Raw genomic sequence first — 16,868 nt, 5'->3', positions numbered from 1 at the left:
TGATCAGCCCTCTCGTGTACGGATGGCGTGGGGTAACGAGGACCTTGTCCACGGGACCTCGTTCGGCGGCCCGAGCCGCATACATGACAACGATGTTGTCGGCCGCTCCGGCGACTACCCCCATATCGTGGGTAATCAGCACCATGGCCATGTTGAGCCGCCGCTGCAGGTCCTTGAGCAGGCGCAGGATTTGAGCCTGGACCGTCACATCGAGAGCGGTCGTAGGCTCGTCCGCGATCAGAAGTTTTGGCTCGCCGGCCAGCGCAATGGCAATTACGATGCGTTGCCTGAGACCACCCGACAGTTCGTGGGGGAATTGACGAAGTCGCGCTGCTGGATCCGAGATGCCGACCAGCTTGATGAGTTCCAACGCCCGCTCCTCCGCAGCGCGTGGGGTCATCTTGAGATGGAGCTCCGCCATCTCGGCGATCTGCCTTCCAACACGGCGGACGGGGTTCAGCGCGCTCATCGGATCCTGGAAAATGAATCCGATCGACTTGCCTCGTACCTTACGGATCTCGGATTCCGGCAGGCCGATCAATTCACGCCCATCGAAGCGCACCGATCCCGACAAGTTCGTCGTCACGCCGGTCGGCATCAGACCGAGCGGCGCGAAGTTCATTACAGTCTTGCCGCTGCCGCTTTCCCCGACGATGGCAAGGCATTCTCCTTGCCGGACGGTGTAGCTGACGCCATCGACGGGGCGTACCGCGGCCTTCGCGGTCAGGAGATCGACCGTCAGATTGCTGACGTTCAAAAGGGGTTCGTCATGCATCCGAATTCTCCTTGGCCCAGCCGGCGACCTCAATTCTGCGCAAGGCAAGCGTCCGCCTCGAAAGCGGCTTGGGAATGCGATTAAGTGCTATGGATTCGCCGAGGATGTTGAAGCCGATCACCGCAGCGGTCAGGGCCAGGCCGGGCAGGATAACCTGTCGCGGATCCGACTCGAGATACGGCAAAGCATCAACAAGCATCTGTCCCCATTCCGGCGTGGGCGGCTGAATGCCCAGACCAAGGAAGCTGAGTGTTGCGACAGCCAAAGCGGCTGTCCCGGCATCCGCCGTCGCATAGACCATGACCGCGCCGATGGTGCCGGGGAGCAAATGGCCGAAGTAAATGCGCCATGGGCTGGCGCCCAGCACACGCAGGGCTTCGATATGCGGCTTGCTCATGATGCTGACCGCCACGGCCCGGCTGATACGACCGCTCATCGGCCACCATGCCAATGACAGAGCCAGTACCATGGTCCAGTAGCCCGGCCCGACGATCCCGATCACGGCAAGGGCAGTGATCAGGCTTGGGATGGACAGTCCGACGTCGACGATGCGCATCAGCAGGTCGTCTACCCAACCGCGGTGGTAGCCAGCGATGGTCCCCATGGCGACACCGACCGTCATTGCAATGATGAGGACCGAGCCAACGCTGACCAACGACGTATTCGCCGCAATGATCAGGCGGCTGAGCGTATCGCGCCCGAGATGGTCGGTGCCGAGCCAATGTGCGGCAGTTGGTCCCAGGCCGGTCTCCAGTAAGTTCTGTGCGTTGGGATCTTGTGGAGCGAGCCATGGCGCGAAGCTGCCCAGGGCGAGGAAGAGGCCGATCACGATCAAGGCCACGCGGGGCAACTTGTTCAACCGGGCGAATGCAGGCTTTAATCTATTCATGGTCAGCTCCATTGGCGCCGGACACGTGGATCGGTCATCAGAACTGCGAGATCGACGATCAGATTCACCACGATGAAGAAGGCGAGGAAGATCAACAGGCAGGCCTGCACGACCATGAAGTCCCGGAACTTCACGCCTTGGAGAAAGTAGTCGCCCACGCCCTGCCAGGCGAACAGCGGTTCAACGATGATAGCAGTTGCGGTCATCAGGCCGACCTGGGTTCCCAGTGCGTTGATGAACACAGGTATGATGTTTGGCAGCGCGTCCCGGAACAGGATGGCGGTCCGTCCCAGACCTTTGCTTTTGGCCGTCAACACGAAGGGGCTGGCCATGGCCTCTTCCAGTCCCACACGAACGACACGGCTGAGCACGGCGGCGGGCAGCACCGCGACAGTGACCCATGGCAGCACCCAACTTTCCGGACCGCCGAAGCCGAAGGATGGAAAGAGCTGAAAGGTGACAGAGAAACCATAGATCATCAGCGCCCCGACGAAGAATGTCGGTGTCGATGCGCCGAGAAGAGCCAAACCGCGCGAAACGCGGTCCGGCAGTCTGTAGGGCCAGAAGGCACCCAGGAATCCGAGAGCCAGGCCGAGCAGGGTCGCAACCACGGCGCTGCCAACGATCAGGGTACCGGTGACCAACATGCGCTTTGGCAAGTCCGCACTGACTTCCTGGCCCGTTCTGTAGGAGATGCCAAAATCTCCTCGGACTGCATCGCCGAGCCAACCCGCGTAGCGCATCAGCAGGGGCTTATGCAGTCCGATCTCTTCGGCAACCTTTTCGACGTAACCCGGGGTTGCAACTGCTCCTCTGAGTTCAGCGATGAGAACAGCGACATTTCCCGGAGCCGAAACAACCAGGGTAAAGCAAACCAGAGACGCCATGAACAGCAGTACGAGGGAGTGCCTCAGCCTCTTGCTGATGAAGTGGATCAACGCGCCCTCCCTCTACTCGGCCAGCACGATATTTTCGTATGGCATATCGTATTCGGTGACCGGGCTGGTGAAGCCCTGGACCCGCTTGGAGTGCGCCCAGATGCTGGGAACGTAAACCAACGGCGCTATCGCGTCGTTGTCACGCAGCCAGTCGTAAACCTTTTGGATCGATGGCGCGATCTGATCCCCGGTTGCCGCTGTCGCAGCGTTGATCAGCGGGTCCAGGTTGGCCGGATCGGTGAACAGCTTGCCCTCGACATCGTTTTTGAAGGTCGAGAGGCACAAGGCCACCACCGTGCCGAACGGATCGTAAGGAGCCCCGTAGGTCAGGAAGAAGCCGAGATCGTATTTCCGTTCGAGCATGTCGGTGTGCTTAGAAGCGTGGTCGACAGAGCGGACGATCAAATTGATGCCGATTTCCTTCATCTCGGATTGTATGACTTCGGCCACGACGCGAGAGCCGGGAACGGCGTCGGGACTGACGACAATCTCAAGCGTCAGTGGCGTGCCGTCCTTGGAACGCACGGGACCACCCGTCCAACCCGCCTTCTCCAGGAGCGCTGATGCGGCCGCAACGTCGCGAACTGGGGCATCATGCTGGGTGCCAGCAAATGGCAATGCATCGGAGAACAGGTTGCCCGCCGGTCGGGCAAAGCCTTGGTAGAGCGCCTGGGAAATCGCCGCGCGATCGATCCCTATGCTGACGGCCTTGCGCACTTGCGGATCCTTGAGCGCTTCGGTGCGATCGGGATTGAAAGCCATCACCAGTGTGACGTTGCCGGGATCGATGACCACGTTGAGCCCTGCGGCCTCGAGCTGCTTTGCCTCAACGGGGGTAAGCGGCGCGATCCAAAACCCGCCGACGAGATCGATCTCGCCAGCGCGCAGGGCGGCAACCCGCGCGCGCGGATCAGGGATGACCTTGGCTTCGAGACGCTGATAAGTCGGCTTGTCGCCCCAGTAGCCGTCGTAGCGCTCGAAAACACTTTGTGTATCGTCAGCGCTAAGTTGACGCCAAGGACCGGTGCCGACGGGTTCGACAAATTTGCCATTCGCATCGACCGATTTGGGGCTAAGGAACCTCGGCGGCCGTGTGTAGGAAAGCTCCTGCATGAGCGCCAGCGGCGGTTCTTTGAAATGAACGGCTATCTGGTGCTCATCGATCACTTCCAACGATTGAAAATACTTGGAGCAGTTCATCCAGCTGAACTGATCGAGTCCTAGCCAACGCTCCAGATTCCACTTGCAGCTAGCTGCATCGAACACTGCGCCGTCCTGGAACGTTACCCCCTGGCGCAACGTAAGATGCAACGTCTTGCCCCCCTCTTCGATCTTCCAGTCGGTCGCAAGGCAAGGCTCGATCTGGCCGCCCTTGCCGTACCGCACCAGCGGCTCGAACATCAGGTCCTGAATGGCCCAGATCGCGTAGTGGCTCTGCGGATCAAGATTGCCCGCGGGTTTGGCGATCGCCACTCGCAATGTGCCCGCCGCCCCCTCGGCAAAGGCAAATTTGGTGAAGGTAGCATCGGTTATTGCGAGTCCTAACGCCCCTGATCCGATCTGCAGAAATGTACGCCTGTTGAATGACATGATTGCTCCTCTCGTTGCTTATTGTTCCCTGGGGCCTAGGTTGCCTCGAAAGGCACTGGGGCCTTTTTTGTATAGACATATCACATTATTGTATACAATTTAATTTATACATCGTATCCCTTCTAATAAGTTTTTGTGCTCATTTGCGCAGGTGAGGTCTGCACCGCAACCCCGCCTCGCGCGACGACCTTGCCGCGCTTGACGACCAACGCGCGCGGCCGGTGGGACACGACGGCATCGGCGAGTGTCTCGCCTTCCACCAAAACCATGTCCCCCCAGCAGCCGGGCATCAGGCCGTACCTTTCCAGCGCAAGAACTCCGGCACCGCCGCGCGTGCAGACGTCGAGGGCCCATTCGAGTTCATCGTCGCGGCGAAAATTGTTGCGCAAGCCGACAAACATCGCGCGTTCCAGCATGTCACCACTGCCGTAAGGTCCCCAGATGTCACGGATGCCGTCATTTCCGGCGCCGACGACCACTCCAGCAGATCGCAATTTGGCGACCGGAGGCGACGGCTGCGATGCCGGCCCGGTGGTAAGAATATGGATCGAAAGCTCCGCCAACTCGTCGATTAGTCGGCCGACATAATCGGCATCGTGCATGCCGAGACAGAAGGCATGGCTGACTGCCACCCTTCCCTGCATGCCGAGTGCACGGGTGCGTTCGATGATGAGTTCGAGCGAAAAGGCGCCAAGCTCTCCCGCTTCGTGCAAATGTATATCTATGGGCCGGCCAAAGCGTTGAGCGAGGTCGAAAATTGCATCGAGGTGCCCTTTGGGATCGCGATCAACCCCAGCAGGGTCCAGCCCGCCGACCACCTCGGCGCCCATTTCCAACGCCCGTCGCATAAGTTCGACAGTGCCAGGCCGGATCATCATACCGCCTTGAGGAAAGGCGACGATCTCAATATCGACGAGGTCTCGTAGCTCGTCACGAGTGCGCATGACGCCCTCTACACCGGCAAGGCCGTGCACGGTGTCGATATCGACGTGGCTACGGATATGGGTGGTGCCTTGCGCCACTGAGGCAAGCGCCTGTCGACGCGACTGGCGGACCGGATCGATACCCAAGCGGATCTTGGCTTCACGCTCGGTCTCGATCTTGTCTATCAAGCGAGGGCCGACTTCATTGCGATACCACGCCATTCCGATCATCGATTTGTCGAGGTGGGTGTGCGCTTCGACCAAGCCCGGAACGACGATGCGACCTCCGCCGTCCTCCACCAGCCCGCCCAAAGGTGAAAGCTCCGGCTCGACGCGGGTAATGCGGCCATTCTCAATAAGAATATCCACATTGGCGCCAGCCATCGGGCGCACATTTCTAATCAACAAATTGGTTGTCATGCGGTGCGCTCCTCCCAGAGGCAGCCTATCGTCTGCGGCACGGCGACGGCCGCCTGCAGGTCCGTGTACGTAACTACCGCATAATTGTATACCTATTTCAAGATAAATCGTATCCCATATTGACAAAAATATATCTTGATCGATAAGTTGCGGGAGCTTAGGGGGATGCGATGACCAAATCGAGTCGAGCCGAAAACGTCTACTTGTCGCTGCGTCGCGCCATCATTGAGCAGGCGCTTCGCCCCGGTATGAAATTGCCCGAAGACGCCATCGGCGAGCAGTTCGGCGTTAGCCGGACCAGCGTACGAAACGCGCTTGTCCGACTGAGTGCCGAAGGCCTGGTGGAGGTGAGGAATAATCGCGGAGCCTGCGTCGCCGAACCGACGCTCGAGGAAGCGTTAGATATATTTTCCCTACGACGCTGCCTGGAGCGCGAGGTAGTGGACCGGCTTTCGCGAAAGATCACACCCGCTCAATTTGCGGCACTTGAGGGCCACGTCAAACTTGAAAGGGACGCAGTAAACACGAGCGGACCATTATCGATACGGCTGGCGGGCGAATTCCACATTCTGCTGGCCGAACTCACGGGATCGAAGCCGCTGACCCGTTATGTCAGCGAGATTGTATCGCGCTGTTCGCTGATCCTAGCCTTGTACAGCCGTCCGCACTCCGATCAGTGCGGCGTCGACGAACACGTCGAAATCATTCAGGCGCTGCGCCAACACAATCCCGAGCGCGCCATGCATGCGATGGAACACCATCTCGAGGCACTCGAGGCTCGGGCGCAAATCAGCGATCAAACTGAGCCCGACGTTCGCTCCATCCTGAGTACATACGCTCAGGCAGGGTGACCAACTCTCAAGCAGCTTGGCAAAATTCAGGAGGATATAATGCTCAACCCCCAGCCCGAGCCGGTGGGGCAGCGGAGCCGCGTGAGCATCGACTTCGCCCGCATCTCGGCACGCGAACGCTACAAGCTGCTGATCGGGGCAGTGGTGCCTCGGCCAATCGCTCTGGTGACCACACGACACCCCGACGGGACTGTCAATGCTGCGCCCTACAGCTTCTTCAATTGCCTCTCGGCCGATCCTCCAATCCTAGCCCTGGGTGTGGAGAACCATAATGACATGTCCTTCAAAGATACGACGCTCAACATCCGACTGACTGAGGAATTCACAGTCAACATCGTGGACCATGCGCTGGTTGACGCCATGAACGTCTGTGCCGTCCCATTTCCTTCCCACATTGACGAACTGGCCGAGGCCGGACTGACGCCTGTGCCCGGTGAGACGGTCCAATGCCCCTACATTTTCGAAGCGCCTATAGCCTTCGAATGCCGCCGACATTTGACGCTTGGCCTGGGTAAGTCGCGCGAGATTGTCCTTGGTCAAGTTATGCGGATGCACATTCGTGAGGATCTTGTTGACCAGGAGCGTTTCTATATCGATCAACTCGCGCTAGACGCCGTCGGCAGAATGGGTGGACACGGTTATTCGACCACCCGCCACCAGTTTGACCTGCCAACGATGTCGCATGAGCAATGGTTGGCAATGAGGCCTATGCCACCCAACACCGATGGATAGCGCCCTGATCGCGCAACGCGCTCGTCGCTTCAATCATCCTTCCTGATCGTGCAGAGACGCTGCCTGCGGCCAAGGACCCTGCCGATGCCGGGCTGGGAGAATATTCACTGCAGCTGGGCTACAGCGCACTGGAAGCTGTTATAACCCTTTGCGGCAAAGGGTTTCAAGATCCGCCTTTGTCATTTCCTCGATGCCGAGCGCAGGAAGAATATCATTATCTCCCTTGAGATCCCGGCCATAAGCCGCCGACAAGATGGAAATTCCGGATTCATGGAGTGTCGCCGGATTTCCGCTGATCTTCCCCAGAACGGCAGTCGGTAGCAGGCCGAACGGAACATCCTCGAGAATATAGCGGCTCTGGATGGTTGTCGGGCCAAACCCGCCGCGGCCTAGACGATCCATCTCCTGGTTCATGTCCGAAACAGTGCTCATGGGCACATGAAACGACAATGAAAAATGTTCCTGGACCGTACGAACCGCGATACCGAAATGGGCAGCGATGGCCAACCGTTCGGCATCCAGAGCCTCGATCAAGCGACCAACGGCAGGAGTGACATTTCCCCCTTGGCTCCACTGCTCGGCCTTTTCCATGCGTGTGAGATTGAGAAGGGCAATTCCCAGATGGTTCTGCGGATTGAGGTTGCTGAGCGCAATCGCCAGCAGACCATCCCGCTTGACGAAACGATTGCCGAACAAGGCCGTGCAAAGCTCGTACCCTTGGTCGAGCGCATCGAAAGGCAGCGTCGCAACATCAAGCTTCTGGCGAATGGAAGTGACATTGACTTCGGTTGATCCGAGCTGGCGGCCAGTCAGTAGCGTTGTGCCCCAAACGACGATCGGCAACCTGACCTTGCGCTCGGCCAACCGCTTCCAGAGATACAGAGCCCCGAACGAACTATGCGAACTGATGATGACCGGAATTCCATCTGCCAGATGAGGGACGGCGGCGTCCATCACCATCTTGTGGCCGTAAGCCGGAAGCGCGATCACCACCACGTCCGCGTGCTCGATAGCATCTCTGCAATCCTTGGCAATGCGCACCGGCACCGTCGCCTCGATATCCCCCGTCGCCTTCAACAATTCGCCAGTAGCCAACGTTCTGGTGCGGTGTCCCGACGGTGACCAAAGTGTTGGCGAGTGTCCCGATTGTGCCAAATAGGCCGCAAGGCCATAGGCAATTGCTCCGGCGCCCAGAATACTCACGCGCATAACATTCCTCCTGTTGCAGGCTTTATGGTTCGAGAATCCTTGTAGTCCCGGCCTACAAGTTTTTTTATCACGAGGTTTCGAATTGGAGTCACCTCGGTTGCCCCCAGCCGTTTCGATCAAGGGCTCCGGCTCTGAGCCGGCAAGCGCCGCTGAGAACATTAGTTTCCGCTTGACATATATCAAAAATGAATGAGACGATGTCAATCATACGTATTTCACATGTAGGGAGAATATGGAAACTCGGGACCTTCAGACCTTCCTTGCGGTGGCTGCCAGCGGCAGCATTACCAAGGCGGCTGACATGCTCGGGCGTTCCCAACCTGCGGTGACACGCACCATTCAGGATCTTGAGGGCGAACTTGGCTTCGAATTGCTGCACCGGGTCGGTCGACGGGTGCAGCTATCTGAAGAGGGTGTCGCATTTGAAGAAGAAGCGCGGCGACTGCTGATGTCCTTCACCGAACTCGCGGCGCGGGCCAAGATGATCGCCGCCGGCCGGGGTCGGATCCTGCAGATTGTCACAACCTCCGCGATCGGCACTGGCCTGATCCCGACGGCCATGGCCGAGCTCAAGGGTATCGAGCTTCCGCAAGAGACACATCTCGGACAGTTTCTTCCCTCCATCGTGGCCCAGGAAGTGCGCAGCGGTCGTGCCGAGATCGGCTTTTCAAGCCTGCCGCTCGATACACCCGGCCTGGATGTCCTGCGGCTCTATTCGGCGCCCGATGTTGCTGCTGTGCGGGAGGACGATCCGCTGGCAGAACTCGACGTCATACCGCTTTCGGCCTTTGCCGGCCGTCGCGTCGCTACCTTGCTCAACCCGCTGCGTTTCCAACTGCACGTCTCCAAGGCATTGGCCGCCAGGGGTATCGACACCGGGCCAGTGATCCGGACGAATACTGCCTATGGCGCGTTGCAGCTTGTGCGCCGGACCGGCGTTGCCGCTGTCATTGATCCCCTCACCGCCTATGGCGTGGCCTTGCCAGGGGTCGCCATCCGCCCGATTGACGCGACCGTTCTCTTTTATTGGGGGGTTGTGGCTGCCGAAAAACGTCCCCTTCGTCCAGTCGCACAGGCGTTGATGGAGGCGGTCGAAGCGGTGGCTGAACGATCGATAGTCGGCTTCAAGAAACTCGATCCGGCCTTGGCCGGCCAACTGGTGACCGATCCTGCATCCGCCACAAATCACGGAACGGGGATATGAAGCATTCCCCCACCGCGCCAATTTTGACAAGTCTTGCCGCGCTCGAGGCACAGCTGGCGCAGGATCTCGACTTCCTCGAACTGCCTGCCAGGCCATGGGTCCCGGCACGTTCGCACGATGGTGTCCCTGTCCGTGACGTCGTGGTGATCGGCGCCGGCATGTGTGGACTTGCTGCCACGGCAAAGCTGGTGCTGACGGGGATAACCAATGTCGTCGCCTATGACGCGGCTCCGGCAGGGCTCGAAGGGCCGTGGGTAACGTTTGCCCGCATGCAAACGCTCCGGTCGCCGAAAACCCTGCACGGTCCGTCGCTCGGCCTGCCGCAATTGACGTTCCGCGCCTGGTTCACGGCGCAATGGGGCGTTGAGGCCTGGCGGTCGCTGGACAAAATCCCCAAGGGCCAGTGGATGGATTACCTGGTCTGGTACCGCAAGGTCCTGGCTCTGCCATTGCGCAATAGCGTGCGCATGACCGCCGTCGAACCCGTTGGTGATCTGATTGCGATCGATATCGAAGGCGCGGAATCCGGCCGGGTTCTCACCCGTCGTCTGGTTCTGGCCACCGGTCGCTCCGGTCTGGGCGGTATTGCCGTACCCGATTTCCTCAACGGGATCGATCGCGCCTATTGGGCCCATTCTGCCGACGACATCGATTTCGATGCGCTGAAAGGCAAGCGTGTGGCAGTTATCGGCGCCGGTGCCTCTTCCATGGACAATGCTGCGACCGCACTCGAGGCGGGCGCCGGTTCTGTCGACATGTTGATCCGGCGCAAGGAGATGCCGCGCATCAACAAGCTGACCGGCATCGGCAGCCCGGGTGTCGTACTCGGCATGCATGAATTGCCCGATGCCTGGAAGTGGAAGTTCTTCGACTACACCGCCTCCACCCAGACGCCGCCGCCGCGTTCATCCACGCTTCGCGTGTCTCGCCACGCGAATGCCCGGTTCTTTCTCGACTGCGGCATCGTTGCGGTAAGGGAAGATCCGGAGGGCCTGCTGATCGAAACCACACAAGGGCTGATGCGCTACGACTTCCTGATCGCGGCAACCGGTTTTTCAAATGACTTCAACGGCCGCCCGGAATTCGCGGCGATCGCCCCACATATCCGCACCTGGTCGGATGGCCGATATAGGCCGGATATGGGGCCGGGTCGTGCAGGCATGTCGGACGCGCCGGATCTCGGTCCTGCCTTCGAGTTTCGCGAACGCGTCCCCGGCTCCTGCCCGATGCTTGCACATATCCACTGCTTCAACGACGCCGCCATGCTGACGCACGGCAAGGTCTCCGGCGACATCCCGGCCGTCAGCGCCGGTGCCGACCGTCTTGTGCGCGGCATTGCCGCATCGCTGTTTGCCGAGGATGTCGAAACCCACTTCGCCAATCTGATCGCCTACGACACGCCCGAACTTCTGGGCGACGAGTGGGTCGATTCAACACCCTTGTTGCACAAGGAGGCCGCGCTGTGATTGACGCAATGGACAAGGCAGCGGGTCTTTCACCGGACGATGCCCTTTTCGCTGCACGGCGGTTTCGGCCCGAATTCGTGCGAGGGGCCGAGGAATGTCGCCTCTCGGTGCTGCACCCGGCAAACGATCAGGGGCTGGCGCCGAATTTGCGTGTTGCTCTTGCCCGTCGCATGGCCGCCCTGAATGCCGATCCGGTCCTGGTGGCCGAATATGATGTTCAACTGGATCAGCTTGATCCTACAGAGCAGCTTCTGGCTGTAGCCCAGGGCGAGACGGCTCTGGAAGAACCATTGGCGACTATCGCCCGGCACGCCGACCTGGTCACGGTGACGCCAAAAAAGGCCGAGGCGAGCGACATCGCCCTGCTCGCCCAGGCCGGATTGAGCAATCCTCAGATCGTCGCGCTCTCCGAACTGATTGCCTTCGTCAACTTCCAGACGCGGGTAGCGACCGGCTTGCGATTGATGAGGTCGGCATGATTTCCTCGGTGCGCCTGAAGCCGCTGAACTGGCAGCCATACATCGCGCCGGTCAAGCTATCCGAAGCCACGCCGGAACAGCTTGAAGCGATGAAGGTTACGCCTTCGGCCAAGAAAGTTTCGGAATATGTGCGCACCCTTGCGCATGACCCAGAGAGCTATCTTGCCCGCACGGTTCTGTTCAACGCAATCATGTATGTCGAAGGCGGGCTCGCCCGTCCCGACCGCGAACTTGGCGCATTGGGGGCCTCGATCGTCAATGGCTGCAAATTCTGTGCCGTTGTCCACGCCCGCCGGCATGCGGAGTTGACCAAGAGCGACCAAGTGGTCACCGCACTTTATCTCGACAAACCTGAAGCGCTCGGCCAACGCGATGCGGCAATCTACAGCTTTGCCCGCCGCCTGTCGGCGGCGCCGTCGGAAGCGACGGCAGACGACATCGCCGCGCTTCGATCAGTTGGCATGGATGACCGCGAGATCATCGATCTGATCCACGCCATATCGATCTTCGGCTGGGCAAACCGGCTGATGCACGTTCTCGGCCATGCGGAGAGCGGGTGATGATGTCGCATGCGGTCAAGGCACTCCGTCCCACACTGTGAAGGGCACCAACCAGAATGCTTGAACTCAAAGATATAAAGCTGTCCTACGGAAGCACGCAGGTTCTGAACGGCGTCAATCTCTCGGTAAAGCGGGGTGACGTGGTGTCGATCATCGGCCCCAGCGGCACCGGCAAGACCACGTTGCTGAAATGCATCAACTACCTTGCCAAGCCGTCCTCAGGAACCATCGCGTTCGATCAGATTCGGATGGATTACCAGCGTGCCGACAAGACCGCTGTCCAGGCGATCCGGTTGCGAACGGCGATGGTCTTTCAGCAATTCAACGTCTTCAAGAACATGACGGTCCTGCAGAACGTGATGGATCCCCTGGTGATCGTGCAGCGCAAGTCCGCAGATGAGGCGCGGGAGATCGCCTTGCGGGAGCTCGAGCGGGTCGGCCTCACCCCGAAGCGAGATAGCTATCCCTCCCAACTGTCGGGCGGCCAGCTCCAGCGCACCGGCATCGCGCGCGCCCTGGCGGTTCGCCCCGACGTGATACTCTTCGATGAGCCTACGTCATCGCTGGATCCCGAGCTCGTCGGTGAAGTTCTAAAGGTGATCAAGGATGTCACCTCGTCAGGGATCACTTCGCTGCTTGTGACCCACGAGATGCAATTCGCAAAGAACATCTCCAACCGGATTGTCTTCATGGATCGTGGCGTGGTTGCCGCCGATGGCAGCCCGGCTGAAATCTTCGATGCACCTTCCAGCCCGCGACTTGCCCAATTCCTGCAGTCGGAACTCGCTTTTCAATAGCTCAACAAGAAGGGAACCTAAGAAATGTCTGCAATCACATCCAGTTTTTCTCGCCGCTATGCCCTGGCCATCGCTGGCGGCATCGCAATTGCCCTTGCAACAGCGGGGATCAGCCATGGCCAGACCGTTCGGACGATCAAGATCGCCACCTCTGCCGAATCCAAGCCGCTGGCATGGGGCGCGATCGGCGTCGAGCCGCAAGGCTATGAGCCCGATCTTCTGAAGGCGATCAACGCAAAGCTGCCGCAGTATAAGTTCGAAATGGAAGGCGTCTCCGACATTGCCCAGGAAACCGGCCTCGCCACGGGCAAGTACGACATCGCGGTCGGTGGCTACTACAAGTCGCCCGAACGCTCCAAGCAGTTCCTCATTCCGGAAAATCCCATGGGCGCCAGCCTGATGAAGATTTACAGCAAGAAAGACAGCGGCATTAAGGAAATGAAAGACCTGGTCGGCAAGAGGATCGTTCCGACCACGGCCGGCGGTGGAACCTACAAGTTCATCATGAATTGGCAGAAAGAAAACCCGGAATACAAGCTCGATGTCACGGCATCGAGTGCCGGTATCCCCTACCCGAACCGGCTGGACGAAGTTCAGAACGGCAAGTTCGACGCTCTCGTCCTGCCGTCGAATCTCGGTGAGCAGACCGTCATCGAGCAAAAGAAACTCGATATCGTGGCGTCCGAGCCAGTGTTCAGCAACAACACCTACATGCTGATCCACCGATCTGACGAGAACAAGGTTCTGGCCGACGATGTGAACAAGGTTCTCAAGGAATTGAAAGACGACGGCACGATCGAAAAGCTCTCGCAGAAGTGGTTCGGCGAGGGCATCGTCCAGTACATGAAATAGCACGGCCGTCGGCGACCATATTCGCTAGTCAGCGGCAAGGCTGAATTGCAAGAAGGAGCGTTCAAAGTGGATGTATCTGCTATGATTCCCGAGTTGCTCTCGGCACTGCCGCTGACGCTCGCCATCACGTTTACAGCCCTCATTTCCGGGTTCTGCCTGGCTCTCATCGCGACAACCCTCCGGGTCCGCAGGGTGCCAGTCATCAGTCACCTGGTGGACCTCTACGTGTCCTATGCCCGGAGCGTTCCTGTCGTACTGCAGTTGTTCGTCGCGTTTTATGGGCTTCCGCTGTTGGTGATCCTGTTCGGCGCCAAAGATTTTATTTCGGCGACGATGGCTGCCATGGTGGGGTTGAGCCTCTACCACGGCGGCTATCTGTCGGAAGTCATGCGGCCTGCATACCTGGCCGTCGATCGCGGCCAGCACGATGCGGCCGACAGCCTTGGATATACGTTCCGACAGAAAATTACTCGCGTCGTCGGCCCGCAAGCGGTGCACTTCGCTTTGCCGGGCTATGGGAACTCCGTCATCTACCTGATCCATAACGTTGCGCTGGTCATGTACATCGGGGCGGCCGACGTCATGGCGACTGCGCATCTGATCATGGAGCGAGACTACAACCAATTCCAGTTCGAAACCTATCTCGTCCTGGCGGTCATCTATTCGCTGATGTGCCTGGTCGCATGGCTCATCGTGCGCTTCTTCGAGCTTCGATCACCGATGCAAGCGCCTGAGGCGACGCCAACAACCCCGATCAAGAACCAGCTCCTCGCGAGCGTCTGACGTAAGGGTATTCAACCATGTTTGATACCGATATTTTGCTCCAGGACACGCAGGAAATTCTGAGTGCCGTACCCGTGACGATTGGAATGGCGCTCATGATTTTCGTCCTGTCGACGATAGTCGGCAGCATATTCGCACTTATCGAATACAGACGGGTACCGGTGCTGCGAGAGCTCATCATGACTTACAAGATCGTCTTCAAGGGCGTTCCGATGGTCATCGTTATTTTCCTCGCCTATTTCGGTCTGCCGCCCGCATTCCAGTTCCTGTTCTCATTGCTTGGTATCAACTTCAACGCCCACGAAACCCCCAATTGGGTCATCCTTGTAGTTGCGATTACCGGCTGTGTCGCCGCGTTCCAATCGGAGATTATCAAGGGAGCCCTGAATGCATTCGACACCGGTCAGTCGGACGCAGCCCATTCGCTGGGCTATACGGGCGGCCAACTGTTCCGACGTATCCTATTTCCCCAGGTGGCCCTCACGGCAATTCCTGACCTGACGACTTCGATGATGGTCATCATGAAGGCCCTTTCTCTCGGATTCGCCATCGAGGTTGTCGATATCTTCGCCCAGTCCCAGTTGACCGCCGCGCTGAACTACTACTACCTCGAAGCCTTCGTGATTGCCGTCGTGATCTATATGGTGATTGCCTATATCGTCACACAGATTGCCGACAGGCTGGAGCAGGCGCTGAGGGTGCGGACATGAGGTGGATGTGGGATAGAATCGTCAAGCTTCGGATATCGAGCCGTACCTTGGAGGCAATTCTGTTGGCCATGAAAAGCCCGAGGAGAAGCCCAAGTAGCCGATGTATGTATCGATAATTTTGAGTGCCTGCCGGTCGACCCCATGCCGCCTGGAGCGTGGGCAAATAGACTGAGCTTGCATGCCGACTTGCATTCTCTATCGGCAGCTGCAGATGACACATATTTGTTGAGGTGGGTTCTCCCCCGTCTGGAGGGCTTCCCCTTAGCGGGCGCCGGGCTTTGGACGACAACGAGCCCGCCCGCAGTCTAAAGTATGATTGCGATCAGCGTCGCCCTTACGATCTTGCGCGTGACGCTAATGACATCGACAGCGCCGATAAATTGGGTGTCAACGCCAACCGCAGCCACGCGCCAAAGATTCCCCCAACCCTTGCTACCCAAAATCCCGTGTAGAACATCGGGCGCTGGCACCAGGCCCGTTGTCAACGTCAGCCCAACTGCCTCAGCGCCTTGACCTGCTCCACCGCAACTTTGATAAGCCGAGGTGTCAGTTGGCGCGCCGTCTCGAGGAGCTCGGCCTCAAGTTCCGCCCGCTCGCGCGAAAGCGGGCGTGTCTTTTCCAGACCATCAAAAAAGTCCATCAATGGCATCTTGAGGATGCGCGCTAACTCGGCAAGCGTCTCAATGCTGGGTAGCTGTTTGCCGCGTTCGATATTGGAAATGCTCTCAGGGGTGCGGCCAACACGGTCAGCCAACACTTCCTGGCTCAGCTTCGCCCCGCGCCGCGCAGCCTGAACTCGCGCACCTATAGCCTGCTTTAAAGAGTCGCTCATACTTGAAGCGTGACTTCGGCATTTCTCGTTGACAACGAAGTCAGCTTCAGCATTGGTCATCATCATGAAGTTTACTTCAAGTCACGTCAGAAACATCACCGAACCAGCGGTGACCGCGTCCAGTGTGAAGCCGGCACATCCTTTCAGAAAGAGCGTCATACCCGAATGAGTGCATTGCTCCTATCATCCCTGCAAGACATTGCCACGCCGCTGCGTCGACACCCGCTGGTGCGCAATGCACCGAGCGTCGGAGAGTCTCCCACCAGCGTCTCAGCGCCGGCTTATGACGAGCGCTGGCTTCGCGATCTTCTATTTCGACATCCCGAACTCATCGTCGCCGACCGCGATCACGGCCTTGGAGATATCGTTCCCCTATGCTGCGAACTCCCTCTGCCTCGCGCGGGCGGGACAGTATTTGCGGACCTCCTGGGCGTTAGCAGAAGTGGCCGGCTGGTCGTCATCGAGTGCAAGCTTTGGCGAAATCCCCAAGCACGACGAGAAGTGTTGGCGCAGATCCTCGAATATGCCGCTTTGCTACGACACTGGAGTTTTGGCGATCTATCCTCGACCTTGAGGCGCAAGCTGACCTTGGTTGATCCCAACCCGATCTTCGCCGCGGCGAAGCTTCGGTGGCCAGACCTGGAAGAAGCTCCGTTCGTCGATGCGGTAACACGATCGCTAAGACTCGGAGATTTTCAGCTCATCATTGCCGGTGACGGCATCCGATCGGACACTCACGCGATTGCCGAGCACCTCAACGCGCAGGGCGGCGGACTAGAGCGATTCCTATTTTGAGAGAATCGTAGGATTCCCAAAGCCGGATGTTTGTGATTCAAGATGCTGGCTGGATTGGAGGCC

Annotated in this window: 18 protein-coding genes; 11 read left to right on the top strand and 7 right to left on the bottom strand. The window is 58.8% G+C overall.

Features of this window, described 5'->3' with window-relative positions; all coding sequences use genetic code 11:
- The 5 genes from NKH97_RS32550 to NKH97_RS32530 all read right to left on the bottom strand — a co-directional run.
- On the bottom strand, positions 1–775 hold a 775-nt coding region (locus NKH97_RS32550; RefSeq protein ID WP_352799851.1), incomplete at its 3' end, for an ABC transporter ATP-binding protein.
- Entirely contained in the window at positions 768–1,676 is a 909-nt protein-coding gene (locus NKH97_RS32545) for an ABC transporter permease (RefSeq protein WP_352799849.1), read from the bottom strand. The genes NKH97_RS32545 and NKH97_RS32550, both read right to left, overlap by 8 nt.
- Entirely contained in the window at positions 1,667–2,602 is a 936-nt protein-coding gene (locus NKH97_RS32540) for an ABC transporter permease (protein ID WP_023809586.1), read from the bottom strand. Before NKH97_RS32540 ends, NKH97_RS32545 begins: the two co-directional genes overlap by 10 nt.
- A 12-nt stretch (positions 2,603–2,614) precedes the next feature.
- Positions 2,615–4,192, bottom strand: coding sequence for a nickel ABC transporter substrate-binding protein (locus tag NKH97_RS32535; protein ID WP_127291988.1), 1,578 nt, complete (start codon positions 4,190–4,192; stop codon positions 2,615–2,617).
- A 122-nt stretch (positions 4,193–4,314) separates the two neighbouring features.
- Complete coding sequence (locus NKH97_RS32530) at positions 4,315–5,535, bottom strand: amidohydrolase family protein (protein ID WP_023809588.1); 1,221 nt, start codon at positions 5,533–5,535, stop codon at positions 4,315–4,317.
- Positions 5,536–5,705: 170 nt separating this feature from the next.
- Between NKH97_RS32530 and NKH97_RS32525 the strand changes: the two genes are divergently transcribed.
- Together NKH97_RS32525 and NKH97_RS32520 are read left to right on the top strand one after the other, a co-directional pair.
- Positions 5,706–6,386, top strand: coding sequence for a GntR family transcriptional regulator (locus NKH97_RS32525; RefSeq protein ID WP_352442495.1), 681 nt, complete (start codon positions 5,706–5,708; stop codon positions 6,384–6,386).
- A gap of 39 nt (positions 6,387–6,425) precedes the next feature.
- The gene (locus tag NKH97_RS32520; RefSeq protein ID WP_127291983.1) at positions 6,426–7,118 is read left to right on the top strand and encodes a flavin reductase family protein; all 693 of its coding nucleotides are present in this window, start codon (positions 6,426–6,428) and stop codon (positions 7,116–7,118) included.
- A 138-nt stretch (positions 7,119–7,256) separates the two neighbouring features.
- On the opposite strand, the gene NKH97_RS32515 is transcribed toward NKH97_RS32520, so the two are convergent.
- Positions 7,257–8,327: an NAD/NADP octopine/nopaline dehydrogenase family protein gene (locus NKH97_RS32515; protein ID WP_127291980.1), complete on the bottom strand. Its 1,071-nt coding sequence runs from the start codon at positions 8,325–8,327 to the stop codon at positions 7,257–7,259.
- A 232-nt stretch (positions 8,328–8,559) separates the two neighbouring features.
- Between NKH97_RS32515 and NKH97_RS32510 the strand changes: the two genes are divergently transcribed.
- The 8 genes from NKH97_RS32510 to NKH97_RS32475 all read left to right on the top strand — a co-directional run bounded on the left by NKH97_RS32510 (position 8,560) and on the right by NKH97_RS32475 (position 15,178).
- Positions 8,560–9,531, top strand: coding sequence for a LysR family transcriptional regulator (locus tag NKH97_RS32510; protein ID WP_352799845.1), 972 nt, complete (start codon positions 8,560–8,562; stop codon positions 9,529–9,531).
- Positions 9,528–10,997, top strand: a complete 1,470-nt coding sequence (locus NKH97_RS32505) for an NAD(P)-binding domain-containing protein (RefSeq protein WP_352442494.1) — start codon at positions 9,528–9,530, stop codon at positions 10,995–10,997. The genes NKH97_RS32510 and NKH97_RS32505 overlap by 4 nt, the downstream gene beginning before the upstream one ends.
- An 8-nt stretch (positions 10,998–11,005) precedes the next feature.
- Positions 11,006–11,476, top strand: a complete 471-nt coding sequence (locus tag NKH97_RS32500) for a CMD domain-containing protein (protein ID WP_206535270.1) — start codon at positions 11,006–11,008, stop codon at positions 11,474–11,476.
- Positions 11,473–12,036, top strand: coding sequence for a peroxidase-related enzyme (locus NKH97_RS32495; RefSeq protein WP_023809595.1), 564 nt, complete (start codon positions 11,473–11,475; stop codon positions 12,034–12,036). Before NKH97_RS32500 ends, NKH97_RS32495 begins: the two co-directional genes overlap by 4 nt.
- 56 nt (positions 12,037–12,092) lie before the next feature.
- Positions 12,093–12,833, top strand: a complete 741-nt coding sequence (locus NKH97_RS32490; protein WP_023809596.1) for an amino acid ABC transporter ATP-binding protein — start codon at positions 12,093–12,095, stop codon at positions 12,831–12,833.
- A 24-nt stretch (positions 12,834–12,857) separates the two neighbouring features.
- Positions 12,858–13,685, top strand: a complete 828-nt coding sequence (locus NKH97_RS32485; RefSeq protein WP_023809597.1) for a transporter substrate-binding domain-containing protein — start codon at positions 12,858–12,860, stop codon at positions 13,683–13,685.
- 66 nt (positions 13,686–13,751) lie between these two features.
- On the top strand, positions 13,752–14,468 hold the full coding sequence (locus NKH97_RS32480; RefSeq protein WP_023809598.1) for an amino acid ABC transporter permease: 717 nt from the start codon (positions 13,752–13,754) through the stop codon (positions 14,466–14,468).
- Between the two features lie 17 nt (positions 14,469–14,485).
- Positions 14,486–15,178, top strand: coding sequence for an amino acid ABC transporter permease (locus NKH97_RS32475; protein ID WP_023809599.1), 693 nt, complete (start codon positions 14,486–14,488; stop codon positions 15,176–15,178).
- Between the two features lie 487 nt (positions 15,179–15,665).
- Here the strand turns inward: NKH97_RS32475 and NKH97_RS32470 are convergent, their stop codons facing one another.
- Positions 15,666–16,076: a helix-turn-helix domain-containing protein gene (locus tag NKH97_RS32470; RefSeq protein ID WP_023809600.1), complete on the bottom strand. Its 411-nt coding sequence runs from the start codon at positions 16,074–16,076 to the stop codon at positions 15,666–15,668.
- A gap of 99 nt (positions 16,077–16,175) precedes the next feature.
- On the opposite strand from NKH97_RS32470, the gene NKH97_RS32465 reads away from it, so the two are divergent.
- On the top strand, positions 16,176–16,805 hold the full coding sequence (locus NKH97_RS32465; RefSeq protein ID WP_352799840.1) for a PDDEXK family nuclease: 630 nt from the start codon (positions 16,176–16,178) through the stop codon (positions 16,803–16,805).
- The last annotated feature ends 63 nt before the right edge of the window (positions 16,806–16,868 follow it).

The sequence above is a fragment of the Mesorhizobium sp. M0870 genome (assembly GCF_040319775.1).
Lineage (GTDB): Bacteria > Pseudomonadota > Alphaproteobacteria > Rhizobiales > Rhizobiaceae > Mesorhizobium.
The sequence above is the reverse complement of the archived record's forward strand: the minus strand, read 5'-3'. Positions and strand labels throughout refer to the sequence as shown.